Source organism: Pseudomonas sp. TH08, from assembly GCF_016651275.1.
Classification (GTDB): Bacteria; Pseudomonadota; Gammaproteobacteria; order Pseudomonadales; family Pseudomonadaceae; genus Aquipseudomonas.
Map to the genome: position 1 here is coordinate 756,262 of NZ_JAEKEE010000001.1, position 23,985 is coordinate 780,246.

Below are 23,985 nucleotides of genomic sequence, written 5' to 3' on the forward strand. Positions count from 1 at the left end.
GGTCATACCTTGTGCAGCAAATGGAGGGCCATCTGCAGCAAATACTCGTCTTCGCTGCGGGCTTTGAGCAGCGCCAACGCAGCCTGAAACTCGGGCACATCGGGCGTAGAGATTTGCTGCTCGAGGTTTTTCAGAGCCTGGCGAAACGCCTGGGGTCGCAGCAGTTCCTGAAAGCTTTGGTCGGGACGGGCAAACGCCAGCAGCCGCCGCCCGGCGAGGTCCGTCGGATACAGACTATCGAGGTGAGTCTCGACTGAGTGGCCATCGGGCGGCAGTACATAGCGCTCGGGCAAGACGCTGGTGCGATGCTGCTCCCCGACCTCGGTCAGTTGTTCAATGCCAATGTGCGGGGCGCTGATCCGACTCACGGCTCAAGCACCGCGCGGCGCGCCGAACTCAATGTGCGCAGCGCCTGATGCAACACCGGGGCGGTGACGCGCCGATCATCCAGAGTGATCAGCAGTAACAGACGTCCGCTCGCCCACGCGCATCGCATCGGCAATGCCGGCCCGGTGCGGCTGAAGGTCAACGCCAAGGCACGAATCGCCCCCTGATGAACCTGATGCCACGCCAGATCCACCGCCAGCCACAGCGTAAGTTTGCGCTCATGCCGCTCGAGTTGCAGTGTGCCGGACTCTTCGAACTCCAGCTGAATCAGCGCCCCTGCCGGAGCGGGTACGACCACCCCGAGGTCCTGGCAAAACTGGGCCAATGCCTGGTCAATCCAGTGCATGTCGTTTACTCACTGTGCCTGCCATTCGTCTTCTTCCTGATCAATAGCCAGATCCAGCGCAAGCTGACAGGCATTGAGCAGGTTTTGACGCTGCTCCTCATCGCTAAAAATTTCCGTAGGGATCAGGCGGATCAGGCGTTTGATCTCACGAAAGAAATGGATCCGGCGTGCCGCGTCCTTGATTGCCAACGGCACGATCAGCCGCTGCACGTCCTGAACGTTCGCCCAGCGTTTGTCGACCAGGCCGATCAACCCTCCCATCAGGTCAGAAGGCCCGTATGCCATGCCCTCGCTCCCCTGTTACCAGCGCCTGCCAGAGCGCGTTGACCTGGTCCGAAAGGCCCGTCAGCACCCGCAACTTGTGCATGTCGCTCATTACCCGTTCGAGCTTGATCGGGTCGAGCCGCGCCTGCTGACTGTCGAGGTCGGCACTCAACGCCTTCATCAAAAATCCGGTCACGCCTTCCAGCGCGCTATTGCCGAACCGCGCATGAATGTCGTCCCACGCCGCACTCAGGCCGCGATAGTCCATGACGGCATCGCGGTAGGTGTCTCGCAGTGACTGGATGTCTCCAATCCCCTGCTCTGCAGCCTCCTTCGCCAACGGCCCGATCTGCAAGCCAAGCTCGATGGCGTGGCCCTGTTCCTGGGCCATCTCCAGCAGCGCCTGGTCAATCAGCTCGACTATCGCCCAGGCGTCGGTCTTGTCGGCCAGCTCTTTGCGCGCAAAGGTCAGGGCAACAAACTGATGACTGATCTCTCGAGAAAACCCCTTGAGGTACGCCTTGAGCTGCGCAAGGTTGTTCAACTGGCCGCTGCCGAGGTGCGCGACGAGGGCTTCGAGTTTTTGTTGCGACTCAAGGTCCGGGACTTTCCTGAGGTGCTCTTCGAGCATTTCGAGGATTTCACTGAGCCGCGCATGACCGTCGCTGACGCTGCGCTTGGCCAACGACTTTTCCACTCGCTCGGAGAACGCGAAGGTCAGTTCTTCAGCGGCGTCAGCCATCGACTGACTGATGGAAACGTACTGCACACGTTCGCCCTGGAAGCTGCCGGTCGGCCGGCTTTCACGCGCAATGCCCGCCTCGGTCTGTCGATCCGGCAGCGACGCCGCAGGGACGACACTCTGAATAATGGCCATAGGAGCACTCGCTTGCAGGCAACGGAGATGTGAATGCCATTGTAGAAACACGTCTGCCGGGGGCTCTGCCAAAATCGGTCGCTTTTTTTAGGCCTTGCGCCAACCAATTTCTAAAAACTTGCGACCGGCACTGAAATTACCGCAGCAGGCCTTTATTTATAGTGGCCGCCAGTCCCCCACCCAAGCCGACCATGCACCTCTCACTCGAACACATCACTGGCCAGATGCAGCAGGCCATCGATAAAGGTCGGCTGATTCAAATTCGCGGCCGGGTTACCCAAGTCACCGGCACACTGCTCAAAGCGGTGGTCCCGGGTGTGCGCGTGGGCGAACTGTGCCAACTGCGCAACCCGGACCAGTCGCTGTCGCTGATGGCCGAAGTCATCGGGTTTCAGCAGCATCAGGCGCTCTTGACCCCGCTGGGTGAAATGCTCGGTATCTCCTCGAACACTGAAGTCAGCCCGACCGGCACCATGCATCAGGTTGGCGTCGGCGATCACTTGCTGGGTCAGGTGCTTGATGGCCTCGGTCAGCCACTCAACGGCATCAGCCTGGGTGAGCCCGCTGCCTGGTACCCGGTTTACCGCGATGCACCGGACCCGATGAGCCGTCAGTTGATCCAGCGGCCGATTTCCCTCGGCGTGCGCACCATCGACGGCCTGCTGACGTGCGGTGAGGGTCAGCGCATGGGCATATTCGCAGCGGCCGGCGGAGGTAAAAGCACGCTGCTGGCCACTTTGATGCGCAGCGCTGACGTCGACGTCATCGTTCTGGCGCTGGTCGGTGAGCGAGGCCGGGAGGTACGCGAATTCATCGAGTCGGACCTCGGTGAGCAAGGGCTCAAACGCTCGGTGCTGGTGGTCGCCACATCTGACCGACCGGCCATGGAGCGCGCCAAGGCCGGGTTTGTCGCCACCACGATTGCCGAGTATTTCCGCGACCAGGGTAAACGCGTGCTGCTGCTGATGGACTCGGTGACCCGGTTTGCCAGGGCCCAGCGAGAGATCGGCCTGGCCGCTGGCGAGCCGCCGACCCGGCGCGGCTACCCGCCCTCGGTGTTCGCCGCCTTGCCGCGATTGATGGAGCGGGCCGGCCAGTCGGACAAAGGTTCGATTACCGCGCTGTATACCGTGCTGGTCGAAGGCGACGACATGACCGAGCCCGTGGCGGACGAGACCCGCTCGATTCTCGACGGACACATCATCCTCTCGCGCAAGCTGGCCGCGTCCAATCACTACCCGGCCATTGATGTACTGCGTTCGGTCAGCCGGGTGATGAACCAGATCGTGACAAGCGAACACCGCAATGGCGCCAACCAATTGCGCGAATGGCTAGCCCGCTACGAAGAGGTCGAGTTGCTGATCAAGATCGGCGAATACCAGAAAGGCCAGGACCCGGTGGCCGACCGGGCCATCGAGAAAATGGAAGGTATCCGTGCCTGGTTGCGTCAAGGCACTCACGAACCCAGTGATCTGCCGCGCTGCCTTGAACAACTCATGAGTCTGACCCGATGACGTTACCCACCCTGCTGCGCATCAAGAGCTTGCGCGTCGAGCGCGCGGAACAGGAGCTGCAACGCCAGGAGCGGCGGGTCGCCGAGGCACACCGTAGCCATCAGTCGGCAATCGCCGAACACCAGCAATACCGAGAGTGGCGCCAGGCGCAAGAGCATCAATTGTTCGAGCACTGCAAGGCCAAACCCATGAACCGCAAAGCGCTTGAACAGTGGCAGCAACAAGTGGCCCTGCTGCGAGAAAAGGAGGCGGCACTGGAACAGGGCATCGCCGAGCACGCCGAACATCTGACCCAGGAACGCGAACGCCTGCGCTTGAGCCGACGGCGCTTGCAGGAGGCTCAGCAGCAGGTGGAAAAATTCACCGAATTGACCCGCCATGCCCTCGCCGAGGAACGGCTGTTGCTTGAGTTCAAAGAAGAACAGGAGCTCGAAGAGTTCCGTCGTGTCGAGGCCGTTTCATGAGCAGAACTTCTCCACCGGACTTCCCGCAGGATGTCTTTGCGCGCACACCGGCTCCGGCACGGGTTGCAGCCGATCAGAGCCGTCAGGCTGAATTCGAACGGGCACTCAACCATAAACCTGATGCGAACGAGAAACGTCGGGCCGAAACTTTGCGCAAGTCCGATAGCCGTGAACCGGGCAAAACGCCTGCGAATGCATCGCGCGTTCCGGAAGATGATTCCCGGCACGTCACAGAGACCGCAAACCACAGACGAAAATCGCTCACCGGCCCTGAGTCAGATCCGGACACGCCGGATGAGCGCGCTGAAAAGGACGGAGCCGGCGCGCAACCGGAGCCTGGATCAGAACCCACGCCTGCGCCCACAGGCGCGCATCAGCAACCCGCGCTTGCGAGCGAACGCCCCGTGCCCGCCACAGGCCCGCGCGAAAACACCCCGGTGACCGCGAAGAACCCCGAACCGGGTCTGCCCGTTCCGCCCGGCGGCCCTGCACTCGGGGTCGTCGCAGAAACGGCCTCTGACCAGCACAATTCTTCTGGCGAGCAAGAGCAACAGCCGCCCTTGAATGCACTGTTCGAAGAGCCAAAAGCTGCTGCAGGCATGACCCAGACTCCGGGTGACAAACTGCTCGCCCGCTTGCTCAACAACGCCGAGCCGCCTGCGCTGAGTAGAGATCTCGACAAGCTGATGCAAACCCTGCAACTGCACATCCATACCGGCGTTTCCCGCAATGGAAGCACCACGTTGCTGCAGGTGAACCTGGCGCAACTGGGACAGATCGATGTGCAACTCGCCCATTCGCATGGGCACCTGCACGTTGAAATCCAGGCCAGTCCCGGAAGCCTGCTGCAACTTCAACTCGCCCGTGGCGACCTGATGGAGCGCCTGCAACGGCTCAACCCCGGACAACCGATCCAGTTGACCTTTAACCAGCATCAGCATGGAAGCGACCAAGGTTCGCGCCAGCGTCGGCACGTGCAGGACGAGTGGGAGCCAGACACATGAGCAGCCTGAAACTGCCTCGCGTTGAAGCTTGCGCACTGGCCTTGCAACAGAAAGTCAGTCGTTGTCGCACGCGCTACCCGCTCGCGGACGGCGAAGCCCGGCTGACGTTCCTGGCGCAGCCCGACGCGCTGGATGTGCGGCTCAATGTTCACTGGCAAGGTCTGGCCCTGAGCTGGCGCTGCCACAGTGCAAGCCTCGCCGGATGGCTTGAACCCCACTTGCAGGAAGCTGCGTTCAGCAGCCTGCCACCGCCGCTGCAATTGGCATTGCTGGAGCTGGAAAGTGCGCTGCTGCCGGGGCTCATCTGGAAAAGCATCGAACCGTGTCGGGCCGAGTCCGGCACGGACACACCGATGCTGGCATTGACGCTGTCACGCGGCGCGCAGCGTCTGGTGATCTGGCTTGAGGGTGCCCCCGACACGCTGCTTGCGTGCATGCCCGCGCGCCCATTGGCAGAGCTGACGGCAATTGCCTTGCGACTCTCGCTGCAATGGGGGCCGGTTTGCCTGCTCCCGGCGCAACTGCATTCACTGGCCACCGGTGATCTCCTGTTGCTGCCGGCGCGCCACGACGCCGCCAGCCCTTTACTCGGCGTCGTCGAAGACCGCCCATGGGCACGATTTCGCCACCACGATTCTCAACTGGAACTGCTCGCCATGCACAACGAAGCGCCCGTCGAAACCACACAGGATCTGGCCAGCCTGGATCAACTCCCGGTCCAGGTCAGTTTCGAAGTGGGCCGTCAGACCCTCGACCTGCACACCCTCGCCACCCTGCAGCCAGGATCATTGATCGATCTGGCCACGCCGCTCGAAGGCGAGGTACGGATTCTCGTCAATCAGCGCTGCCTTGGCGTGGGTGAACTGGTGAGCATTCAGGATCGCCTCGGCGTGCGTATCACCCGTCTGCTGCAGGATCAGCCCACATGATTCAACTGCCTGACGAGCTCAGCCTGATTTTCGGATTGGCGCTGCTGGCATTGCTGCCATTCATTGCGGTCATGGCCACCTCATTCATCAAGATGACCGTGGTCTTCTCATTGCTGCGCAACGCCCTCGGCGTGCAACAGATCCCGCCAAACATGGCCATGTACGGTTTGGCGATCATCCTGAGCCTGTACGTGATGGCCCCCGTCGGTTTCGCGACCCGCGATTACTTGCGTACACATGACGTCAGTCTCAGCAACACCGAGTCGGTGGAGCAGTTCCTCGACGAAGGCATGGAGCCGTATCGGGCCTTTCTGAAAAAGCAGATCAAGCCCCGCGAACACGCATTCTTCGTCGACAGCACCCGTCAGGTCTGGCCCAGCGAGTACGCGGACCGCCTCGAACCCGACAGCCTGTTGATCCTGCTGCCGGCGTTCACTGTCAGTGAACTGAGTCGCGCCTTCGAAATCGGTTTTCTGATTTACCTGCCGTTCATCGCGATTGACCTGATCATCTCGAACATCCTGCTGGCGATGGGGATGATGATGGTTTCGCCGATGACCATTTCCTTGCCGTTCAAGTTGCTGCTGTTCGTCTTGCTGGATGGCTGGGCGCGGCTGACTCACGGTCTCGTGATCAGTTACGGAGGTTGACGGGGTGAATAACGCCGAGATCCTTCACTTCACCAGCCAGAGCCTGTGGCTGGTGCTGATTCTGTCGATGCCCACTGTGCTCATGGCCGCTGCCGTCGGCACGCTGGTGTCGCTGGTGCAGGCACTGACCCAAATCCAGGAGCAGACACTGGGTTTCGTCGCCAAACTGATTGCCGTGGTCGTCACACTGTTTGTCACGGCCGGCTGGATGGGCAACGAGTTGTATGCCTTCGCCGAACTGACCCTGCTCAAGATTCCCCTCGTGCGATGAGCATTCAGGACCTGCAACAGCTTCTGCTGGCCTACACCCTGCTGCTGCCAAGAATCATCAGCTGCTTTGTGGTCATGCCGATTCTCAGCAAACAAATGCTCGGTGGCGGTCTGCTGCGCAATGGCGTGGCATGCTCACTGGCACTGTTCGCCTACCCCACCGTCGCCGGCACATTACCGATGACGCTGGATGGCATTGATCTGGCCATGCTGATCGGCAAAGAAGTGCTGCTCGGCCTGCTCATCGGATTTGTCGCAACGATCCCGTTCTGGGCCATCGAGGCGACCGGCTTCATCATCGACAACCAGCGCGGGGCCTCCATTGCCTCGACGCTCAACCCGACGCTGGGCAGCCAGACCAGCCCTACCGGCTTGTTGCTGACACAAACCCTGATCACCCTGTTTTTCACCGGAGGCGCGTTTCTGACCTTGATCGGCGCGCTGTATCAGAGTTACGTCAGTTGGCCGGTCGCGACGTTCTTCCCGTATATCGGTAGCCAGTGGGTGGACTTTTTCTACGGGCAATTCGCGCAACTGCTGCGTTTGTGCCTGTTGCTTGCCGCGCCCCTGCTGATCGCCATGTTCCTGGCCGAATTCGGCCTGGCCCTGATCAGCCGTTTCGCCCCGTCGTTGAACGTGTTCATCCTCGCGATGCCGATCAAAAGCATCGTCGCCAGCCTGCTGTTGGTGATTTACCTGAACGTATTGATGGACCACGCCTATGACAGCCTGTTGATCGCCATCGATCCGCTGCGCCAGTTGCGCCCGGTACTGGAGACGCCATGAGTGCGGAAAAAACCGAACAGCCCACACCGAAGAAAATCCGCGATGCACGGGCCAAAGGCCAAGTCGTCAAAAGCCGGGAAGTGGTGTCCACCGCACTGATCCTGGCATTGATCGCCACGCTCATCGGGTTCTCCGACTACTACATGGAGCACCTCGGGCAACTGATGCTGATGCCCGAAGAGTACGTGAACCTGCCTTTCCGACTGGCCTTGCAGTTGATGGTGGAAAACCTGTTCCAGGAGATGATTTATCTCTGCCTGCCACTGTTGGTCGTCGCCGCAGTGGTAGTGATCGCGGCGCATCTGGCGCAGTACGGGTTCCTGCTCAGCGGCGAATCGATCATGCCCGATCTGCAAAAGATCAACCCGGTGGAAGGCGCCAAGAAGATCTTTTCGATGCGCAGCCTGGTGGACTTTCTCAAATCGCTGTTCAAGGTGGCATTGCTCACGGTGTTGGTGTGGACGACTCTGGCCGACAATCTCGATGCGCTGGTCCGCCTGCCCGGTTGTGGCCTGGCCTGCATCGCACCGGTGATCGGTCTGCTGCTTGAGCATCTGCTGGTGGTCTGTGGCGTCGGGTTCATCGTGATCTCGGCGCTTGACTACGCCTTCGAGCGTTACCAGCACACCAAGCAATTGCGCATGAGCAAGGACGAGGTCAAACGCGAATACAAAGAGATGGAAGGCAGCCCGGAAATCAAAAGCAAGCGGCGGCAGTTTCACCAGGAATTGCAGTCGAGCAACCTGCGCGCTGACGTCAAACGCTCCTCGGTGATCGTCGCCAACCCCACCCACATCGCCGTGGGCATTCGCTACGTGAAGGGCGAGACGCCGCTGCCGATCGTCACCTTGAAACACACCGAAGCCATGGCCCTGCAGGTGCGGCGGATTGCCGAGGAAGAAGGCATCCCGGTATTGCACCGAGTGCCGCTGGCCCGGGCGCTGTATCAGGACAGTCATGTCGATCAGTACATCCCCGCTGACTTGATTCAGACCACCGCTGAAGTGTTGCGCTGGCTCGACAGTCAGCAACAAACCCCTCCACCGGAGCTGTAACACGCCTCGGCACTTGCGGTTTTTTCAGGCCAAGCGGTAACGGCGTGCCGATCATGCGGTCAACGCAGGCACGGTCTAAAGCCTCGCTGAATGTAACTCCTGCTGAAAACCACGCATCACAGTGATGCCCGCCACGCCGGGCTGTCTTCTTACGCCTTCATCCAAAGGACCCCGGATGCTTGAACTCGTCGCCGCTTTCATCTGCCTCACCACCCTCCTCACCTTCGTAAACTTTCGCTTCATCGGCCTGCCGCCAACCATTGGTGTAATGGTCACCGCGCTGATGTTCTCCTTGCTGCTGCAAGGCCTGAGCCTGCTCGGCTACCCCGGCCTGGAAGAGCGTGTGCAGCAACTGATCGGCCAGATCGACTTCGGCGATCTGCTGATGAACTGGATGCTCTCGTTCCTGCTGTTCGCTGGCGCCTTGCACGTAAATCTGAACGACCTGCGCAGCTATCGTTGGCCGATCGGCCTCTTGGCAACGTTCGGTGTACTGATCGCTACCGCGGTAATCGGCAGTCTCGCCTATTACATTTTTGCCCTGTTCGGCTGGCACGTGAGCTTCCTCTACTGCCTGCTGTTCGGTGCGCTGATTTCCCCGACCGACCCGATCGCGGTGCTCGGCGTGCTACGAACCGCCAACGCCTCGAAACCACTGAAAACCACCATCGTCGGCGAATCGCTGTTCAACGACGGCACTGCGGTTGTGGTGTTTACCGTGTTGCTGGGCATCGCCCAACTCGGGGAGACCCCGACCATCGGTGCCACTGCCATGCTGTTTGCTCACGAAGCGATTGGCGGCGTGCTGTTCGGCGGGCTGATCGGTTATCTGGTCTACCTGATGATCAAAAGCATCGAGCAGCACCAGATCGAAGTGATGCTGACCCTGGCGCTGGTAATCGGCGGCTCGGCAATGGCCTCGGAGTTGCACGTCTCGGCACCGATTGCGATGGTGGTCGCCGGTCTGATCATCGGCAACCTCGGGCGCAATCTGGCGATGAACGACATGACCCGCAAATACCTCGACGGCTTCTGGGAGTTGCTCGATGACATGCTCAACGCGCTGCTCTTCGCCTTGATCGGCATGGAGCTGTTGCTGCTGCCGTTCAACTGGCTGCACTTGGCGGCGGCGGGTTTGCTGGCGGTGGCGATTCTGCTGTCGCGCCTGCTCACCGTGGCGCCCGCAATCCTCTTGCTACGCCGTTGGCGCACGGTGCCGCGCGGCACCATTCGTGTGTTGACGTGGGGCGGTTTGCGCGGCGGCGTGTCGGTTGCCCTGGCACTGTCGCTGCCGCTGGGTATCGAGCGTGACTTGCTGCTGAGCATCACCTACATCGTCGTGCTGTCATCGATCCTGATACAAGGCCTGACCATTGGCCGCGTCGTTCGCGGGGTGACCACTCCGCAAAGCGTCGGCACTGCCGATTCTGCACACTGACCCTTGAACCGGGCACCGTCGCGGCGCACTCGCGCTGTGACGGTGCCCGGTTCAGGTATCAGCCGGCAGCTCTCAACACGGCATCAACCTGCTCCGCAGCGTGCAAAAGCACGCTGTCTTCTCTAAAACCTCCGATCATTTGCAGCCCAACGGGTAACGCCGCGGCATTGCGCACGAGAGGAAGGTTGATCTGAGGCAAGCCAAACGCCATCCAGAACTTGCTGAAATCGGAAGGTCCGGTCGCGCCAAGGCCCAACGGAGCGACGATGCCACAGCTCGCACCCAGCATGGCGTCAAACGGTTTGAAGATGGCTTCCAAAACCATCGCCAACTTCGCCAAACGCTGCTTTGCCGCTGATTCTTGTGCCCACGTCGTCAGACGAGCGCGCTCGATCATGACCAATAATTCTTCACTGAGCAGGTCAGGATGCGCTTGCAACTCCTTGGCCAATGATCGGGCGCCCTCGCAATCGTTGATTAGCAGATGGTCATCGAATACAGCCGCAAACTCCTCGGGCAACGCCACCTCGCTCACTTGATGCCCCGCCAGACGCAGCTCTTCAACGGCAGCTTGCAATGACCTGGCGACGTCCTCGTCGACCTGATCCCAACGCGCCGTACGGCAGAAACCGAATGAGCATAAATGCCGCTCAGCAGCAGGCGCCGGTAAACCGGGGATCAAGACTTGAGCCATCAGTCGCAGATCACGCACCGAGCGGCCATACCAACCCGCCGTGTCGAAGCTCGGCGCCAACGGCTTGACCCCTTCCAGAGGCACCAGCCCGTAAGTAGGTTTGAACGCATACAGGCCGCAATAGGACGCCGGCTTGATCAATGACCCGGCGGTCTGGCTGCCCAATGCAAGTGGAAAAAACCCCGCCGCCATGCCCGCTGCCGAACCGGCACTGGAGCTGCCGGGTGTGCGATCAAGATCGTGTGGATTGCGGGTTGGGCCGGTGTGCATGTAAGCGAATTCAGTGGTGTGGGTCTTGCCCATGATCACCGCGCCGGCCTGGCGCAGCAGCGCGACGACATGAGCGTCACGCGAAGGATGGTTATGCGCATAGATGGGGGAGTAAAAACGCGTGGGATGATCGACGGTGTCGTAGATGTCTTTGACCCCCACGGGGACACCTGCGAGCAGGCCTTTCGCGCTGCTGTTTATCCGTTGGCGCGCTTGCTTGCGCACCTCGTCAGGGTCGAACGCAACAAAGGCTTTTATGCTCTGCTCTTGCGCTTCGACACAGTCAAGAAAGTGCTCAGTCACTGCCTCTGCGCTCACGACCTGCGAACGAACCCATTGCGAAATGGCTGTGGCGTCGTTTTGGTTAAAGTTGTGCATAAACGCCCTGCAGATCAGTGAAGCCCTTGATCTCGATAGGGTTTGAGGCAGAATCGAGAAAGAACATCGTTGCCTGCTCACCGGGTTCTCCGGGAAAACGAATGCTGGGTGGCAGAACAAATTGCACTTGGCCTTTGAGTAGCCGGTCTCTTAAAACGACCCAGTCCGACATCTCGAGTATCACGCCAAAATGCGGCATCGGCACGTTGTGCTCACCGACTTTCCCCGTGTTGCTTACCGAAAAGGGTTCGCCCAGATGCAACGACAATTGATGCCCGAAAAAATTGAAATCGACCCAGGTATCGGTGCTGCGCCCTTCCTCGCATCCCAGCAGATCACCATAGAACTGCCGGGACAGCTGCAAATCACGGACGTGAAAAGCGAGATGAAAAATCGATTGCATAAGCCACTCCTGATGATGGAAACAGCCGAACGGTTGCAGACTGTGCGGTTTCCATGAAAAGAGATAGCCTGTAATTCTTTCCGCCTTCGAAAGTATTTCTTATGGATACGCGCTATTTGAAAAGCCTTATCGCCGTCGTGGAGTCTGGCTCCATCGCCCATGCCGCGCGTATCGAAGGGTTGACGGCGGCTGCGGTCAGCCAGCGCATTCTCGCGCTCGAACGACAACTCGGTTTTGAGTTGCTATCGCGCGTCGGGCACGCCGCCAGGCCAAGTCAGGCCTGCCTTGGTCTATTGCCCCGCGCCAAACGCATCGTTCGCGAAACGGCATTACTGGCGGGAGATGCTGACGTGGGAGGACTGACCGGGCAGTTGAAAATAGGCGCTATTTCCACCGTTCTGACGGGGCTTCTACCTGGCGCATTACGAGCACTGACCGAGCGGGCGCCGGGGCTGAAGCCGGTTATCGTGCCGGGAACATCGCGGTCGTTGTATCAAGCACTGCTCTCGGGAGACGTCGACGCTGCGATCCTCGTCGCTCCCCCATTTGAATTGCCCAAAGCCCTGCGGGCCGTATCGCTACGCAAGGAGCCGCTGGTGTTTCTGTCGCAGGAAAAGTCCTCGGCCAGCATCCCCGCGCAACTGCAGAGCCAACCCTACATCCGCTACGATCCTGATGCCTGGGGCGGACGGCATGCCGAGGAATATCTGGCCGACCATGGCTTGAAGCCGACGCCGCTGGTAGATCTGGATGCGCTGGAGACCATTGCCATGCTCGTGACTGGAGGGCTTGGCGTCAGTCTGGTGCCCTATTGGTCGGGCTTTGAACAATGGGGCCATAAATGTGCTGTGAGCCAGATTGGCAACGATCGGTATGATCGTGAGGTTGCGCTGATCAGCCCTGCACAGACTGACCGGCCGAACATGATCAGCGCTTTGTGCGAGGCACTCGCAACCGCGCAGCCTGACCGCGCTAATCCTCCTTCGACTTGCCCTGAACCTCCTCAGGGCCGGCAGCTTTCAGTGAGCCGCTCTCACTGCGAATCTGCGCGTGGCTGATCAGCGCAAAGATAAAACTGCCGCCGATGATATTGCCCGCCAGCGTTGGGCCAGCGAACACCATCCAGAAATCACTCCACGGCAACTCGCCAGCAAATACCAGATACGACACCTCTGCCGAACCGACGACGATATGGGTGAAATCGCCGAGGGCCATGAGGTAGGTGATGAGGATGATGATCCACATCTTCGCGCTCTCCATCGACGGGATCATCCAGACCATGGTCGCGATCATCCACCCGGAGACAATGCCTTTGGCGAACATCTGGCTGGCGTGATTTTCCATGACCTTGCGGCCGATTTCGAGAAAGGCCAGGTCGGTCTTGCTGTCGAAGATCGGCAGTTCGAGCATCACGTAGGCCACCAGAATGGTGCCGCAGAGATTGCCGAACAACACCACCGTCCACAGACGAATCAGTCGGCCGAAATTGCGAATCGTCGGTTTGGTCATGACCGGCAGCACAGCGGTCAGGGTGTTTTCGGTGAACAGTTGCTGACGGGCGAGGATCACTGCAAGGAAACCTGCGCAGTAGCCAAAACTGGCGATCACCTTGAATTCTTCACCGTCGGGCAGCCGCGAATTGAGCAAGCCCATGCCCATCAGTGACAGACCCATGGTCAACCCTGCGGCCAGCGCCGACCACCAGAGAGCAGCGATGCTGCGTTCCAGTTCCTGATCGCCTTGGGTGCGGATGATTTCATGCAGAACCGCCGCGCGAGGCGGCTGGCTTTTCTCGACTTCGTGTTTTTCTTCGGTCGAGAGATCGGGGGTCTTGCCGTCGGTGGGCGTGGTCATGGCGTGGGAACCGTGGGGGTGGTGTTTACCTACGACCTTCGCGCTATTGAATACGTTCTATAGGCGCCACGCGAATCCTTGGGTGCACGCCGACAATGTAGGAGCTGCCGAAGGCTGCGATCTTTGGATCTTGTTTTTTAGCGGCAAGATCAAAAGATCGCAGCCTTCGGCAGCTCCTACAGGTCAGCACAATCTCTGTGGGAGCGAGCCTGCTCGCGAAGGCCGCACCACCACTATCACTTGGTGACTAATTCATCTTCCTGGAACTGGTCTTTGACGTATTTGATCTCGGTCCGCCCGTGCGGGGCCGGCAAGCCGTCTTCGCCGAGGTTGACGAAAACCATCTTCTCAACGGTGAGAATGCTCTTGCGGGTGATCTTGTTGCGCACTTCGCAGGTCAGGGTGATCGAGGTGCGGCCGAACTCGGTGGCGGTGATGCCCAGTTCGATGATGTCGCCCTGGCGCGAGGCGCTGACGAAGTTGATTTCGGATATGTACTTGGTCACCACGCGCTGATTACCCAACTGGACGATGGCGTAAATCGCTGCTTCCTCGTCGATCCAGCGCAGCAAGCTGCCGCCGAACAGAGTGCCGTTGGGGTTCAGGTCTTCGGGTTTTACCCACTTGCGGGTGTGGAAATTCATGTTCACTCCTGAGCGTTTGCCGAAAGATGGGTGCCATCTTGGCAGACCGAGCGGTCATGCTCCATGAGGCTTCGACTATGGTCGCTATTAGCGATCTTCATTTGCCCGACAGAAACCCTTTGGAAGATCAGTTTAGACGGCTATAATCGCCCCCGTTTCAAAACGGTAACGTTCACTTGCTACCGTTTTCCCGCCACCTGTCCGAGGGGCGCTGCAGCAGGTTCAACCTGTCAGGCTCGGATGGGGCGTTGACTGGCTCAGGCCGGACACTAAACGCACAACGGCGCCCATTCGCATACATTACGAATGGAGGCTCTTCATGAGCGCTGTTATCACGCCTGCAGATTTTAACGATTACAAAGTTGCCGACATGTCCCTGGCTGCCTGGGGCCGTCGCGAAACCATCATCGCCGAATCGGAAATGCCGGCTCTGATGGGTCTGCGTCGCAAGTACTCCGGCGAACAGCCGTTGAAAGGCGCCAAGATCCTCGGCTGCATCCACATGACCATTCAGACCGCCGTGCTGATCGAAACCCTGGTTGCCCTGGGTGCCGAAGTACGCTGGTCGTCCTGCAACATTTTCTCGACTCAGGATCAGGCTGCTGCCGCTATCGCTGCTGCCGGTATCCCGGTTTTCGCCTGGAAAGGCGAAACTGAAGAAGAGTACGAGTGGTGCCTGGAACAAACCATCCTGAAGGATGGCGCGCCATGGGACGCCAACATGATCCTCGACGACGGCGGCGACCTGACTCAGCTGCTGCACGACAAGTACCCACAAGTACTGGATCGCGTTCACGGCGTAACCGAAGAAACCACCACCGGCGTACACCGTCTGCTGGACATGCTGGCCAAGGGCGAGCTGAAAATCCCGGCCATCAACGTCAACGACTCGGTGACCAAGTCCAAGAACGACAACAAGTACGGCTGCCGTCACAGCCTGAACGATGCGATCAAGCGCGGTACCGACCACCTGCTGTCCGGCAAGCAAGCGCTGGTCATCGGTTACGGTGACGTGGGCAAGGGCTCGGCTCAGTCCCTGCGTCAGGAAGGTATGATCGTTAAGGTTTCCGAAGTTGACCCGATCTGCGCCATGCAAGCCTGCATGGACGGTTTCGAGCTGGTTTCGCCGTTCATTGACGGTATCAACGACGGCACCGAAGCAAGCATCGACAAAGCGCTGCTGGGCAAGATCGACCTGATCGTGACCACCACCGGTAACGTCAATGTTTGCGACTCGAACATGCTCAAAGCCCTGAAGAAGCGTGCTGTTGTCTGCAACATCGGTCACTTCGACAACGAAATCGACACCGCTTTCATGCGCAAGAACTGGGCATGGGAAGAAGTGAAGCCACAGGTACACAAGATCCACCGTACCGGCCCAGGCGCTTTCGACGCGCAGAACGACGACTACCTGATCCTGCTGGCCGAAGGCCGTCTGGTGAACCTGGGCAACGCCACCGGTCACCCGAGCCGCATCATGGACGGTTCGTTCGCCAACCAGGTGCTGGCGCAGATCTTCCTGTTCGGCCAGAAGTACGCCGACCTGTCGCCAGCCCAGAAAGCCGAGCGCCTGACCGTTGAAGTACTGCCGAAGAAACTCGACGAAGAAGTGGCCCTGGAAATGGTTCGCGGCTTCGGCGGCGTGGTCACTCAACTGACCAAGCAACAGGCTGACTACATCGGCGTCACCGTCGAAGGCCCGTTCAAGCCGCACGCTTACCGCTACTGATTGGCTGAGCGTCAACGCGGTGTGCCTGGCACGCCGCGTTGCCTGACTGGCGCTGCTGACCGCTCTGTGTAGGAGCTGCCGCAGGCTGCGATCTTTCAAGATCAAAAGATCGCAGCCTGCGGCAGCTCCTACAGGGGTGCAGCGTCCGGCTTACGTGTTTCCAAGGGTATGACCATGTCCCAAGACCGTCGCTACAGCTTCGAGTTCTTCCCGACCAAGACCGATGCTGGGCATGAAAAGCTGCTCAACGTTGCCCGTCAGTTGGCAACGTACAATCCTGATTTTTTCTCCTGCACCTATGGCGCTGGTGGTTCGACGCGTGATCGCACCCTCAACACCGTTCTGCAACTGGAAAGCGAAGTCAAAGTACCGGCCGCACCGCACCTGTCGTGCGTCGGCGACAGCAAGGACGACCTGCGCGGCCTGCTGAACGAGTACAAGGCTGCCGGCATCAAGCGCATCGTTGCCCTGCGTGGCGACCTGCCGTCCGGCATGGGCATGACCAGCGGTGAGCTGCGTCACGCCAATGAACTGGTTGAATTCATTCGTGAAGAAACCGGCGATCATTTCCACATCGAAGTGGCGGCTTACCCGGAGATGCATCCGCAAGCGCGCAACTACGAAGACGATCTCGCCAACTTCGTGCGCAAGGCTCGCGCCGGCGCCGACAGCGCGATCACTCAGTACTTCTTCAACGCCGACAGCTACTTCTACTTTGTCGACCGTTTGCAGGCACTGGGCGTGGATCTGCCGATCGTGCCGGGGATCATGCCGATCACCAACTACAGCAAGCTCGCGCGCTTCTCCGATGCCTGCGGTGCGGAAATCCCGCGCTGGATTCGCAAGCAGCTGGAAGCGTATGGCGATGACAGCCAAAGCATTCAGCGCTTTGGCGAGCAAGTCGTCAGCGAGATGTGCGAGCGTCTGTTGCAGGGCGGCGCACCGGGGCTGCACTTCTATTCCATGAACCAGGCTGAGCCAAGCCTGGCGATCTGGAATAACCTGAAGTTGCCTCGTTGAAACAGTTGCAAGTTTCAAGCTGAAAGCGACAAGCAAGATCAAGAGATCGCAGCCTTCGGCAGCTCCTACAGGGGTTGTTGTTGCTGCGATCTTTTGCTTTTAAAGGCGCGAAACAGAGCATGTGCTGTCACTTTCTGGCTCTTTCGCGTTTCTCGTCGTAATCTCAAGCCATGCCTTTGATCGCGCAATTATTCACGGTGCTGGTTTTTGCTTGCCTGAGCTTTGCCGCTCGGGGCGAGAAGTTGCGTATTGTCACCGAGCCGTGGGCACCTTACGTGTACGAGGAGAACGACAAAAAACTCGGTCTCGACTACGAAACCACTGCCATTGTGTTCAAGCGCCTGGGCATTGAAGTCGAATGGCAATTCCTGCCCTGGAAGCGCTGCCTGTCGATGCTCGAAACCGGTCAGGCCGACGGTGCACTGGACATCTTTCACAGCGACGAACGCGACGCTACTCTGCTCTACCCCGTCGAACCGCTGTCGGACGTCGAGTTCGTGATGTTCTATGCCAACGACCGACCGCACCCGTTCAGCAAGCTCGAAGAACTCAAAGGCCTGACCATCGGCACCTCGCCGGGTTATCTGTACAGCCCCGACTTCAGTGAATCAACGCTGTTCACCCGTGAACCTGCACCGACACACGAGGCCAATTTCGGCAAACTGGTGCGCGGCCGCATCGACTTGCTGATCACTGATCGCCGCGTTGGCCAGCATTTGCTCGATGAGTTGAATATTCGCGATCAGATCAGCGAAAACCCCACCGTCATCAGCCGTCAGAGCCAATTTTTAGCGGTTCGGCGCAATGCTGGAATGGATTTGCTGGTGCAGCGCTTTGGTGCCGAACTCAAGCGTTTCAAGCGTGAACCGGCCTACGCCGAGCTGAGCGCGCGCTACGGCGCGGCGCCCGCCAACACCGCGCCGCTGGGCAATGCCTCGGTCAGCAGCAAAACCGTTGAGCAGCAGGAAAGCAGCGCGCAGTGATTGCTCTGTTATACTCCGGCGTTCCCGCCAGGCTCACGCCCGGACGCCCGGAACCGTAACAGGCCTCTCGACCCGCTACAGCGCAGCTTTGCAGCCCGCGCGAGCGCTCCTGACGTGCCTTCGGAACCGCAGCAGGACCGGACGGGATTGCGTCCTCTTAAACGTGATTCGCGCCAGGCAAGACTCCCATTGGGCCAAGCCCTAACTAAAACAGGATTACTCATGTCCTTTGCTTCCCTCGGTCTCTCCGAGGCTTTAGTCCGCGCCATCGAAGATGCGGGCTATACCGAGCCTACTCCGGTGCAACAGCGGGCCATTCCCGCCGTGTTGCAAGGTCGCGACCTGATGGTTGCGGCTCAGACAGGTACTGGTAAAACCGGCGGTTTCGCCCTTCCGATCCTGGAGCGGTTGTTCCCGAATGGTCACCCGGACAAATCCCAGCGTCACGGCCCGCGCCAACCGCGCGTACTGGTCCTGACCCCGACCCGCGAACTCGCGGCCCAGGTTCACGAGAGCTTCAAGATCTACGCCCGTGACCTGAAATTCGTCAGCGCCTGCATCTTCGGCGGCGTCGGCATGAACCCACAGGTTCAGGCCATGTCCCGTGGTGTTGACGTGCTCGTTGCCTGCCCGGGTCGTTTGCTCGACCTCTGCGGCCAGGGCAGCGTTGACCTGTCCCACGTTGAAATCCTCGTCCTCGACGAAGCCGACCGCATGCTCGACATGGGTTTCGTGCACGACGTGAAGAAAGTCCTCGCGCGCCTGCCGTCCAAGCGTCAGAACCTGCTGTTCTCGGCGACGTTCTCCAAGGACATCACCGACCTCGCCGGCAAGCTGCTGCACAACCCGGAACGCATCGAAGTGACGCCGCCGAACACCACGGTCGAGCGCATCGAACAACGCGTCTTCCGTCTGCCGGCCAGCCACAAACGTGCGCTGCTGGCGCACCTGATCACCGCCGGCGCGTGGGAACAGGTGCTGGTGTTCACCCGTACCAAGCACGGCGCCAACCGTCTGGCCGAGTACCTGGACAAACACGGCCTGCCGGCTGTGGCGATCCACGGTAACAAGAGCCAGAACGCGCGCACCAAAGCGCTGGCCGACTTCAAGGCCAACCAGGTGCGCATTCTGGTCGCCACCGACATCGCCGCACGCGGTCTGGACATCGATCAGTTGCCACACGTTGTCAACTTCGAACTGCCGAACGTCGATGAAGACTACGTGCACCGTATCGGCCGTACGGGCCGTGCCGGTCGTTCGGGCGAGGCGATCTCGCTGGTTGCCCCGGACGAAGAAAAACTGCTGAAAAGCATCGAACGCATGACCAAGCAGAAAATCGCCGACGGCGACCTGATGGGCTTCGATTCGAGCACCATTGAAGCCGAGAAGCCAGAAGTGCGTGAGCGTCCGGACGTGCGCAACCCGCGCAATCCACGTGGCCCACGCGGCGATGGCCCGAATGGCGGCGGCGGTGGCGGCGGTCGTAAAGACAAAGGCAAAGACAAGGGCAAGGAAAAACCTGCCGGTGAACGTGGCGAGCGCCCTGCCCGTCAGCAGAAACCTCGCGAAGGTACTCCGGCCCGTGAACAGCGTCAGCCATCGCAGCCGCCACGCGCCGCTGCCGATCGCGCACCGGACGAGTTCCTCGACGACGATATCGATAACTTCGGTAACCGCGTTGATTACGTGCCGAAGCCAGCCCCGGCTGGCGGTCGCGGCCGTCGTCCAGGTGCACCGGCTCAAGGTGCAGGCGCAGGCGCAGGTTCGGGCGCACCACGCGGCGGTCAGTCGCAAGGTCGTCAGAATGGCCCGCGCAACAGCAACGGCTCAAGCACCGGCACTCCACCGGCCAAACGCAGCGGCCCGCGCAACGGCGCACCGCGTGATGGTCAATCGGCTCGTCGCGACGACTCGTCCTCGTCTTCGCGCAACCGCCGCCCGGCCCGTGACGATCAGCCACGTACCGAACCGGCCGTGCAGAACCCGCGCAGCACTGGCCCGAAGATCATGCACAAGGAGTCGAAGGCTGATCGCTTCCCGACACCTGAGCAGCTTGATCAACTGCCAAGCCGTCCACGCGGCGAAAAACCGGCATTGCTGACCCGCAATCGCTGAGTGACCCCTCACAAAAACGCCCCGACTGGTTCGGGGCGTTTTTGTTTAGAGCGGTCAATTCGATTGCCCTCTCTCACAGCCTGACAATCACGCCACGCTGCCTTGTTTATGGAAGAGCTTGGCGAAAATCATCCATTTGCCTTGCACTTTCATCACGTTCAGATAGTCGACCATAATATTGTCGAACAGTCGCAGACGTACCTTAACCATCGCCATTTCCGGCGACATCACATCGATCATCAGAATCTCGTCCAGGCTCGCAAATCCGCGCTCTTGCGGCGATTCGCGTCCTTGCACCATGGCGCGATATTGCGCGAAGGGCCGCACGGTCACTTCCCCGTCCTGAGCACTGTAGAGGACACAGCCGGGGTGGAAAACTTCGTCGAAGCCCTGTAAATCCTGGGTTTGCAACACGCTGAAGTAGTTCTCCAGCATTGCCTTGATTTCATTGATTAGCATGGACAGATCCTAGTCGAAGGGGCACGAAGTCATTAACGCCCACCGGGGCGTGCGGTGGATTATTCGCAACCTCGACAACCCTCGTATAGCGGCGTTTTTTGCCCGGTTCAGTGAATGGAATTCAACTATTGAAACTCCCTCCGTTAGCCGCCCTTCGGGCGTTCGAAGCCCTCGCAAGACTGGGCAAGGTCAACCTCGCCGCCACCGAACTGCACGTCACCCACAGCGCCGTCAGCCACCAGATACGCTCACTGGAGGAATACCTGGGTATCAACCTGACTGAGCGCAACGGTCGTGGCGTAACGCTGACCGAAGAGGGGCGTGTTTACGCTTATCAGATCCGCCAATCGCTCGGTGAAATCGCCGGCGTCACAGAAAAATTCCTGTACAGAACCCGACACCCACAACTGTCCCTCTCGGTGCTGCCGTCCTTTGGCATGTTCTGGTTGCTGCCGCGCCTGCAAGGATTTCTCGACGCTCACCCTGGCTTGCGCCTGAAACTGGTGGCCAGCATGGAGCTGTCCAGTTTCGAGGGCGAAATCATCGACGCCGCCATTCGGTTCGGCCATGGAAAATGGCCAGATGTACACTGCGAACCGCTGATGTCAGATTCATTGATCGTCGTCGCGGCCCCTCAATTCAATCACGGGCGCTTGCCGACTGACGCCGCTTCCGTCCTTGAGCACCCGCTGCTTCACGCCAGTGAAAGCTGGTCGACATGGCTGATGGCGGGAGGCGTCGAGCAAACCCGCCCCCCGGCGGCACTCGAATTCACTGATTCAACGTTGATGCTGGAAGCCGCGCGCCTGGGCTACGGCGTTGCACTGACGCGCCGATCCATTGCTCACGCCATGATCCAGCGCGGGCAACTGGTCAGGCTGACCGACGTCGAACCCGTGCACGCATCCCGATATTTCATGCTGTGGCCAACTCATTCCAGACGTTCGGCACAGCTGGCGAGCTTGCTGACGTGGCTGCGCCAGCAAATCATCGAGTATCAAGACAGTATTGCCTGAACGCCAGACAGCAAAACGCCGACCCGAAGGTCGGCGTTCTGATGGCGCAATCTACTTACTTGGCTTTCACGCCTTCGAAAGAGATGTACAGGTCGACATTGTCGGACTGTGGGCCCAGGTCCATCATCTTGCCGAAATCAGAGCGCTTGATGCTGGTGGTGCCTTCGAAGCCGGCACGGTAGCCGCCCCATGGATCCTTGCCTTCGCCCAGGAACACAGCTTTAACCACGATTGGCTTGGTCACGCCGTGCAGAGTCAGGTCGCCGGTCACGTCAGCAGTGTCTTTACCCGCGGCGTTCTTGCCGGTGGATTTGACGCTGGTGGAGACGAACTTGGCGTCAGCGAATTTGCCCACGTCCAGGAAGTCTTTGCTGGCGATGTGCTTGTCGCGTTCGGCGTGGTTGGTGAATACGCTGGCGGTTTTCACGTTGAATTCGATTTTGCTGTCTTCAGGCTTGGCAGCGTCGAAGCTGAACTTGCCGTCGATGTCCTTGAAGGTACCGGTGATGTAGCTGTAGCCCAAGTGGCTGATCTTGAAGTCGACGAAGGCGTGCTGGCCTTCTTTGTCGACGGTGTAGTCAGCAGCCATCACGTTTGCCGACAGCACGGCAGAACCGATTGCCAGAGCGGCCAGAGTCTTTTTCAACATGCTTTCTTTTCCTTTGAGTCGAGGTTGAATTTCAGGCTTTGCGACCGAGCATTCGCGTCAGGGTCGCATCACGATCGATAAAGTGGTGCTTCAATGCTGCCAACGCATGAAGGCCGGAAAAAATTACCAGCGCCCACGCCAGCCAGAGATGAATCACCCCAGCGGTATCTGCCTGATCCGGTAGCCCGGAAACCAGTGCAGGAACTTCAAACAGGCCAAACACCGGGATCCCGACACCGTCTGCGGTGGAAATCAGGTAACCGGCAATCATCACAGCGAACAGCGCCAGATACAAAAACCCGTGGCCGAATTTGGCGCCGATACGGGTCATGCGGCTGTAGCTCTGCAGCGTCGGCGGCGGTGGGCTGATAAAGCGCCACAACACCCGCAACACCATCACGCCCAGCAGCACCAGACCAATGCTCTTGTGCAGATCCGGCGCGTCTTTGCGCCAGGTGCTGTAGTAATCCAGCCCGACCATCCACAGACCCAGCGCGAACAGCCCGAAGACCACCAGCGCCACACCCCAGTGCATGAAGATGCTGACCCAACCATAGCGCGAAGAAGAGTTACGTAGCTGCATTGCCCAAATCCTGTGAGAACTGCGAACCAAGACTAGCGAGTTATCTATCGAATTAAAGCGGAAAATTTCGCTTTGAAATATCGAGAAATACGATCAAGAGTCTGTAAGTGGCGTGTTAAGGAAAGATTAAAGGTGATTTTTTAGCGAGATGCTCAGGGCAGAATGGTCGATTCTCGCGGTCCGACTCGGCGTCAGCAAGCGTGATACCGACAGGCGACTTTCACGACAAGATCTAAAATAGCGAAACTTTTCAATCAATAAATATGTATCTCTATTTGCACTTTCCAACCTGATCAAATGGTGACTCAAATCATTCATTGAGAAGGTGAAATACATGGCTCTCCGTTACACCCCCTTTCAAGCAAGCGGTTCATCGGTGTTACCTCCGAACCAAACAATGTCTCCTGGGCAATACTTGCAATCGGAAAATGGCCGATTTCGTCTAATATTGCAGAGTGATGGAAACCTGGTAATCAAAGAAGGTGAAACCGTCATTTGGATCGCCGACAGTAACCAGCCTTACAGCGCAACTTTGCATCCAAAGAAAATGCGCGAACCTCTGCAGTTCGTCATCAGCAATAGCGGCTTTCTCTATGATCCGTCAAGACGCCGTCTTTGGATTGCCGAAAGCACCCACAGCATTGACAAGTCACTCTGGTACAACACTTGTATGACTATCCAGGAGGATGGAAATCTGGTCATTTATGATCAGCGCACTGGCGATCCACGCTGGGCACGCTTTGGGTTTGTCCCGGGGCGAATGTCAAAGCCGAAGCAAAGATGGCTGAGAACATTACCGGACGGTACGCAAGTCTACAAATGGGACTTTTAACAGACCGGGCACTTTCGTCTTCGCTTAGTTCTTGAGAACAGGCGGCGGTTGTAAACAATCAGCGCGATAAGGATCTATCTTGCATTTATGGGCTAGCTCCGCGCCATAGCCTCCAGGAAAGAAACGGCCATTTGCGCAGCCGTAAAGCGTCATCAACACGAGCATTAACGTAAATATCTTCATAACGAGTCACCTCCAATTTATCCAAGCATAAAATTCGAAGTCGCGTACCCGCTATCATTTCGTTCTGATTATTTTGTGGGAAACATCCTGTACAGAGGTAAGCCTTGGGAGTGCACAGGAAAGGCTAAAACTGTCAGTTTAATTGCAAAAAAAACGCGGCCCATATGGCCGCGTTTTTTATTGGAGCGA

The 23,985-nt window shown here is 58.9% G+C and carries 27 protein-coding genes and 1 riboswitch; of the genes, 16 read left to right on the top strand and 11 right to left on the bottom strand.

Annotated elements, in window-relative coordinates; translation table 11 throughout:
* Positions 1–2 precede the first annotated feature (2 nt).
* From sctX to sctW, 4 genes are read right to left on the bottom strand one after another with little or no spacing between them, the layout of a single operon-like run.
* Positions 3–368, bottom strand: coding sequence for a type III secretion apparatus assembly protein SctX (gene sctX, locus JFT91_RS03580; RefSeq protein WP_201231588.1), 366 nt, complete (start codon positions 366–368; stop codon positions 3–5).
* Positions 365–733: a type III secretion chaperone SycN gene (gene sycN, locus JFT91_RS03585; protein ID WP_201231589.1), complete on the bottom strand. Its 369-nt coding sequence runs from the start codon at positions 731–733 to the stop codon at positions 365–367. The genes sctX and sycN overlap by 4 nt, the downstream gene beginning before the upstream one ends.
* A 9-nt stretch (positions 734–742) precedes the next feature.
* On the bottom strand, positions 743–1,018 hold the full coding sequence (locus JFT91_RS03590; RefSeq protein WP_201231590.1) for a TyeA family type III secretion system gatekeeper subunit: 276 nt from the start codon (positions 1,016–1,018) through the stop codon (positions 743–745).
* Positions 999–1,874 (bottom strand): type III secretion system gatekeeper subunit SctW, encoded by an 876-nt coding sequence (sctW, locus tag JFT91_RS03595; protein WP_201231591.1) that lies wholly within the window; start codon positions 1,872–1,874, stop codon positions 999–1,001. Before sctW ends, JFT91_RS03590 begins: the two co-directional genes overlap by 20 nt.
* Positions 1,875–2,065: 191 nt before the next feature.
* On the opposite strand from sctW, the gene sctN reads away from it, so the two are divergent.
* From sctN to JFT91_RS03640, 9 genes are all read left to right on the top strand, one after another.
* Positions 2,066–3,388 (top strand): type III secretion system ATPase SctN, encoded by a 1,323-nt coding sequence (gene sctN / locus JFT91_RS03600; RefSeq protein ID WP_201231592.1) that lies wholly within the window; start codon positions 2,066–2,068, stop codon positions 3,386–3,388.
* Positions 3,385–3,852, top strand: coding sequence for a type III secretion system stalk subunit SctO (sctO, locus tag JFT91_RS03605; RefSeq protein WP_201231593.1), 468 nt, complete (start codon positions 3,385–3,387; stop codon positions 3,850–3,852). Before sctN ends, sctO begins: the two co-directional genes overlap by 4 nt.
* Before the next feature lie 404 nt (positions 3,853–4,256).
* The gene (locus tag JFT91_RS03610; RefSeq protein WP_201231594.1) at positions 4,257–4,856 is read left to right on the top strand and encodes a type III secretion system needle length determinant; all 600 of its coding nucleotides are present in this window, start codon (positions 4,257–4,259) and stop codon (positions 4,854–4,856) included.
* The gene (gene sctQ, locus JFT91_RS03615; protein WP_201231595.1) at positions 4,853–5,785 is read left to right on the top strand and encodes a type III secretion system cytoplasmic ring protein SctQ; all 933 of its coding nucleotides are present in this window, start codon (positions 4,853–4,855) and stop codon (positions 5,783–5,785) included. Before JFT91_RS03610 ends, sctQ begins: the two co-directional genes overlap by 4 nt.
* Positions 5,782–6,435, top strand: coding sequence for a type III secretion system export apparatus subunit SctR (gene sctR, locus JFT91_RS03620; protein WP_201231596.1), 654 nt, complete (start codon positions 5,782–5,784; stop codon positions 6,433–6,435). Before sctQ ends, sctR begins: the two co-directional genes overlap by 4 nt.
* 4 nt (positions 6,436–6,439) lie before the next feature.
* Positions 6,440–6,706 carry a type III secretion system export apparatus subunit SctS gene (gene sctS, locus JFT91_RS03625; protein WP_201231597.1) on the top strand — a complete coding sequence of 89 codons (267 nt, stop codon included), beginning with the start codon at positions 6,440–6,442 and terminating at the stop codon, positions 6,704–6,706.
* Positions 6,703–7,491, top strand: coding sequence for a type III secretion system export apparatus subunit SctT (sctT, locus tag JFT91_RS03630; RefSeq protein ID WP_201231598.1), 789 nt, complete (start codon positions 6,703–6,705; stop codon positions 7,489–7,491). The genes sctS and sctT overlap by 4 nt, the downstream gene beginning before the upstream one ends.
* Positions 7,488–8,546, top strand: a complete 1,059-nt coding sequence (sctU, locus tag JFT91_RS03635) for a type III secretion system export apparatus subunit SctU (protein ID WP_201231599.1) — start codon at positions 7,488–7,490, stop codon at positions 8,544–8,546. The genes sctT and sctU overlap by 4 nt, the downstream gene beginning before the upstream one ends.
* 175 nt (positions 8,547–8,721) lie before the next feature.
* A complete protein-coding gene (locus JFT91_RS03640) occupies positions 8,722–9,984 on the top strand; it encodes a cation:proton antiporter (RefSeq protein ID WP_201198492.1) in 1,263 nt (420 codons plus the stop codon).
* Between the two features lie 58 nt (positions 9,985–10,042).
* On the opposite strand, the gene JFT91_RS03645 is transcribed toward JFT91_RS03640, so the two are convergent.
* The gene (locus JFT91_RS03645; RefSeq protein WP_201231600.1) at positions 10,043–11,326 is read right to left on the bottom strand and encodes an amidase; all 1,284 of its coding nucleotides are present in this window, start codon (positions 11,324–11,326) and stop codon (positions 10,043–10,045) included.
* Positions 11,313–11,729, bottom strand: coding sequence for a VOC family protein (locus tag JFT91_RS03650; RefSeq protein ID WP_201231601.1), 417 nt, complete (start codon positions 11,727–11,729; stop codon positions 11,313–11,315). The genes JFT91_RS03645 and JFT91_RS03650 overlap by 14 nt, the downstream gene beginning before the upstream one ends.
* Before the next feature lie 101 nt (positions 11,730–11,830).
* Here JFT91_RS03650 and JFT91_RS03655 point away from each other — a divergent pair, with 101 nt between their 5' ends.
* Positions 11,831–12,787, top strand: coding sequence for a LysR substrate-binding domain-containing protein (locus JFT91_RS03655; RefSeq protein WP_201231602.1), 957 nt, complete (start codon positions 11,831–11,833; stop codon positions 12,785–12,787).
* On the opposite strand, the gene JFT91_RS03660 is transcribed toward JFT91_RS03655, so the two are convergent.
* Both JFT91_RS03660 and JFT91_RS03665 read right to left on the bottom strand, forming a co-directional pair.
* Positions 12,702–13,583, bottom strand: a complete 882-nt coding sequence (locus JFT91_RS03660) for a formate/nitrite transporter family protein (RefSeq protein ID WP_201231603.1) — start codon at positions 13,581–13,583, stop codon at positions 12,702–12,704. The two genes, JFT91_RS03655 and JFT91_RS03660, sit on opposite strands and share 86 nt — an antisense overlap.
* 236 nt (positions 13,584–13,819) lie before the next feature.
* Positions 13,820–14,227 carry an acyl-CoA thioesterase gene (locus tag JFT91_RS03665; protein ID WP_016984776.1) on the bottom strand — a complete coding sequence of 136 codons (408 nt, stop codon included), beginning with the start codon at positions 14,225–14,227 and terminating at the stop codon, positions 13,820–13,822.
* A gap of 197 nt (positions 14,228–14,424) precedes the next feature.
* Positions 14,425–14,523, top strand: a riboswitch (S-adenosyl-L-homocysteine riboswitch).
* Between the two features lie 23 nt (positions 14,524–14,546).
* On the opposite strand from JFT91_RS03665, the gene ahcY reads away from it, so the two are divergent.
* From ahcY to rhlE2, 4 genes are all read left to right on the top strand, one after another.
* Positions 14,547–15,956, top strand: a complete 1,410-nt coding sequence (gene ahcY / locus JFT91_RS03670) for an adenosylhomocysteinase (RefSeq protein ID WP_201148154.1) — start codon at positions 14,547–14,549, stop codon at positions 15,954–15,956.
* Between the two features lie 174 nt (positions 15,957–16,130).
* Positions 16,131–16,976, top strand: coding sequence for a methylenetetrahydrofolate reductase [NAD(P)H] (metF, locus tag JFT91_RS03675; protein WP_201228966.1), 846 nt, complete (start codon positions 16,131–16,133; stop codon positions 16,974–16,976).
* Positions 16,977–17,146: 170 nt separating this feature from the next.
* A complete protein-coding gene (locus JFT91_RS03680; RefSeq protein ID WP_201228967.1) occupies positions 17,147–17,959 on the top strand; it encodes a substrate-binding periplasmic protein in 813 nt (270 codons plus the stop codon).
* A 222-nt stretch (positions 17,960–18,181) separates the two neighbouring features.
* Entirely contained in the window at positions 18,182–20,074 is a 1,893-nt protein-coding gene (gene rhlE2 / locus JFT91_RS03685; protein ID WP_201228968.1) for an RNA helicase RhlE2, read from the top strand.
* Positions 20,075–20,161: 87 nt separating this feature from the next.
* On the opposite strand, the gene JFT91_RS03690 is transcribed toward rhlE2, so the two are convergent.
* Complete coding sequence (locus JFT91_RS03690) at positions 20,162–20,533, bottom strand: nuclear transport factor 2 family protein (RefSeq protein ID WP_201198521.1); 372 nt, start codon at positions 20,531–20,533, stop codon at positions 20,162–20,164.
* A gap of 128 nt (positions 20,534–20,661) precedes the next feature.
* On the opposite strand from JFT91_RS03690, the gene JFT91_RS03695 reads away from it, so the two are divergent.
* Positions 20,662–21,549 (top strand): LysR substrate-binding domain-containing protein, encoded by an 888-nt coding sequence (locus JFT91_RS03695; protein ID WP_201228969.1) that lies wholly within the window; start codon positions 20,662–20,664, stop codon positions 21,547–21,549.
* 55 nt (positions 21,550–21,604) lie between these two features.
* On the opposite strand, the gene JFT91_RS03700 is transcribed toward JFT91_RS03695, so the two are convergent.
* Positions 21,605–22,198 (bottom strand): YceI family protein, encoded by a 594-nt coding sequence (locus JFT91_RS03700; RefSeq protein WP_201228970.1) that lies wholly within the window; start codon positions 22,196–22,198, stop codon positions 21,605–21,607.
* Positions 22,199–22,229: 31 nt separating this feature from the next.
* On the bottom strand, positions 22,230–22,781 hold the full coding sequence (locus JFT91_RS03705) for a cytochrome b (protein ID WP_166221461.1): 552 nt from the start codon (positions 22,779–22,781) through the stop codon (positions 22,230–22,232).
* A gap of 334 nt (positions 22,782–23,115) precedes the next feature.
* Between JFT91_RS03705 and llpB the strand changes: the two genes are divergently transcribed.
* Positions 23,116–23,613, top strand: a complete 498-nt coding sequence (gene llpB / locus JFT91_RS03710; protein WP_201231604.1) for a lectin-like bacteriocin LlpB — start codon at positions 23,116–23,118, stop codon at positions 23,611–23,613.
* Positions 23,614–23,985: the final 372 nt, after the last annotated feature.

Excerpts from the sequence above, each read along its gene's own strand:
- JFT91_RS03705 (WP_166221461.1), bottom strand. The coding sequence starts at position 22,781 with ATGCAGCTACGTAACTCTTCTTCGCGCTATGGTTGGGTCAGCATCTTC.
- JFT91_RS03655 (WP_201231602.1), top strand. The coding sequence starts at position 11,831 with ATGGATACGCGCTATTTGAAAAGCCTTATCGCCGTCGTGGAGTCTGGC.
- JFT91_RS03650 (WP_201231601.1), bottom strand. The coding sequence starts at position 11,729 with ATGCAATCGATTTTTCATCTCGCTTTTCACGTCCGTGATTTGCAGCTG.
- JFT91_RS03645 (WP_201231600.1), bottom strand. The coding sequence starts at position 11,326 with ATGCACAACTTTAACCAAAACGACGCCACAGCCATTTCGCAATGGGTT.
- sycN (WP_201231589.1), bottom strand. The coding sequence starts at position 733 with ATGCACTGGATTGACCAGGCATTGGCCCAGTTTTGCCAGGACCTCGGG.
- sctN (WP_201231592.1), top strand. The coding sequence starts at position 2,066 with ATGCACCTCTCACTCGAACACATCACTGGCCAGATGCAGCAGGCCATC.
- JFT91_RS03640 (WP_201198492.1), top strand. The coding sequence starts at position 8,722 with ATGCTTGAACTCGTCGCCGCTTTCATCTGCCTCACCACCCTCCTCACC.
- JFT91_RS03660 (WP_201231603.1), bottom strand. The coding sequence starts at position 13,583 with ATGACCACGCCCACCGACGGCAAGACCCCCGATCTCTCGACCGAAGAA.
- rhlE2 (WP_201228968.1), top strand. The coding sequence starts at position 18,182 with ATGTCCTTTGCTTCCCTCGGTCTCTCCGAGGCTTTAGTCCGCGCCATC.
- JFT91_RS03665 (WP_016984776.1), bottom strand. The coding sequence starts at position 14,227 with ATGAATTTCCACACCCGCAAGTGGGTAAAACCCGAAGACCTGAACCCC.
- sctO (WP_201231593.1), top strand. The coding sequence starts at position 3,385 with ATGACGTTACCCACCCTGCTGCGCATCAAGAGCTTGCGCGTCGAGCGC.
- JFT91_RS03690 (WP_201198521.1), bottom strand. The coding sequence starts at position 20,533 with ATGCTAATCAATGAAATCAAGGCAATGCTGGAGAACTACTTCAGCGTG.
- sctU (WP_201231599.1), top strand. The coding sequence starts at position 7,488 with ATGAGTGCGGAAAAAACCGAACAGCCCACACCGAAGAAAATCCGCGAT.
- JFT91_RS03590 (WP_201231590.1), bottom strand. The coding sequence starts at position 1,018 with ATGGCATACGGGCCTTCTGACCTGATGGGAGGGTTGATCGGCCTGGTC.
- sctR (WP_201231596.1), top strand. The coding sequence starts at position 5,782 with ATGATTCAACTGCCTGACGAGCTCAGCCTGATTTTCGGATTGGCGCTG.
- sctT (WP_201231598.1), top strand. The coding sequence starts at position 6,703 with ATGAGCATTCAGGACCTGCAACAGCTTCTGCTGGCCTACACCCTGCTG.
- llpB (WP_201231604.1), top strand. The coding sequence starts at position 23,116 with ATGGCTCTCCGTTACACCCCCTTTCAAGCAAGCGGTTCATCGGTGTTA.
- sctQ (WP_201231595.1), top strand. The coding sequence starts at position 4,853 with ATGAGCAGCCTGAAACTGCCTCGCGTTGAAGCTTGCGCACTGGCCTTG.
- JFT91_RS03680 (WP_201228967.1), top strand. The coding sequence starts at position 17,147 with ATGCCTTTGATCGCGCAATTATTCACGGTGCTGGTTTTTGCTTGCCTG.
- sctW (WP_201231591.1), bottom strand. The coding sequence starts at position 1,874 with ATGGCCATTATTCAGAGTGTCGTCCCTGCGGCGTCGCTGCCGGATCGA.
- metF (WP_201228966.1), top strand. The coding sequence starts at position 16,131 with ATGTCCCAAGACCGTCGCTACAGCTTCGAGTTCTTCCCGACCAAGACC.
- JFT91_RS03700 (WP_201228970.1), bottom strand. The coding sequence starts at position 22,198 with ATGTTGAAAAAGACTCTGGCCGCTCTGGCAATCGGTTCTGCCGTGCTG.
- ahcY (WP_201148154.1), top strand. The coding sequence starts at position 14,547 with ATGAGCGCTGTTATCACGCCTGCAGATTTTAACGATTACAAAGTTGCC.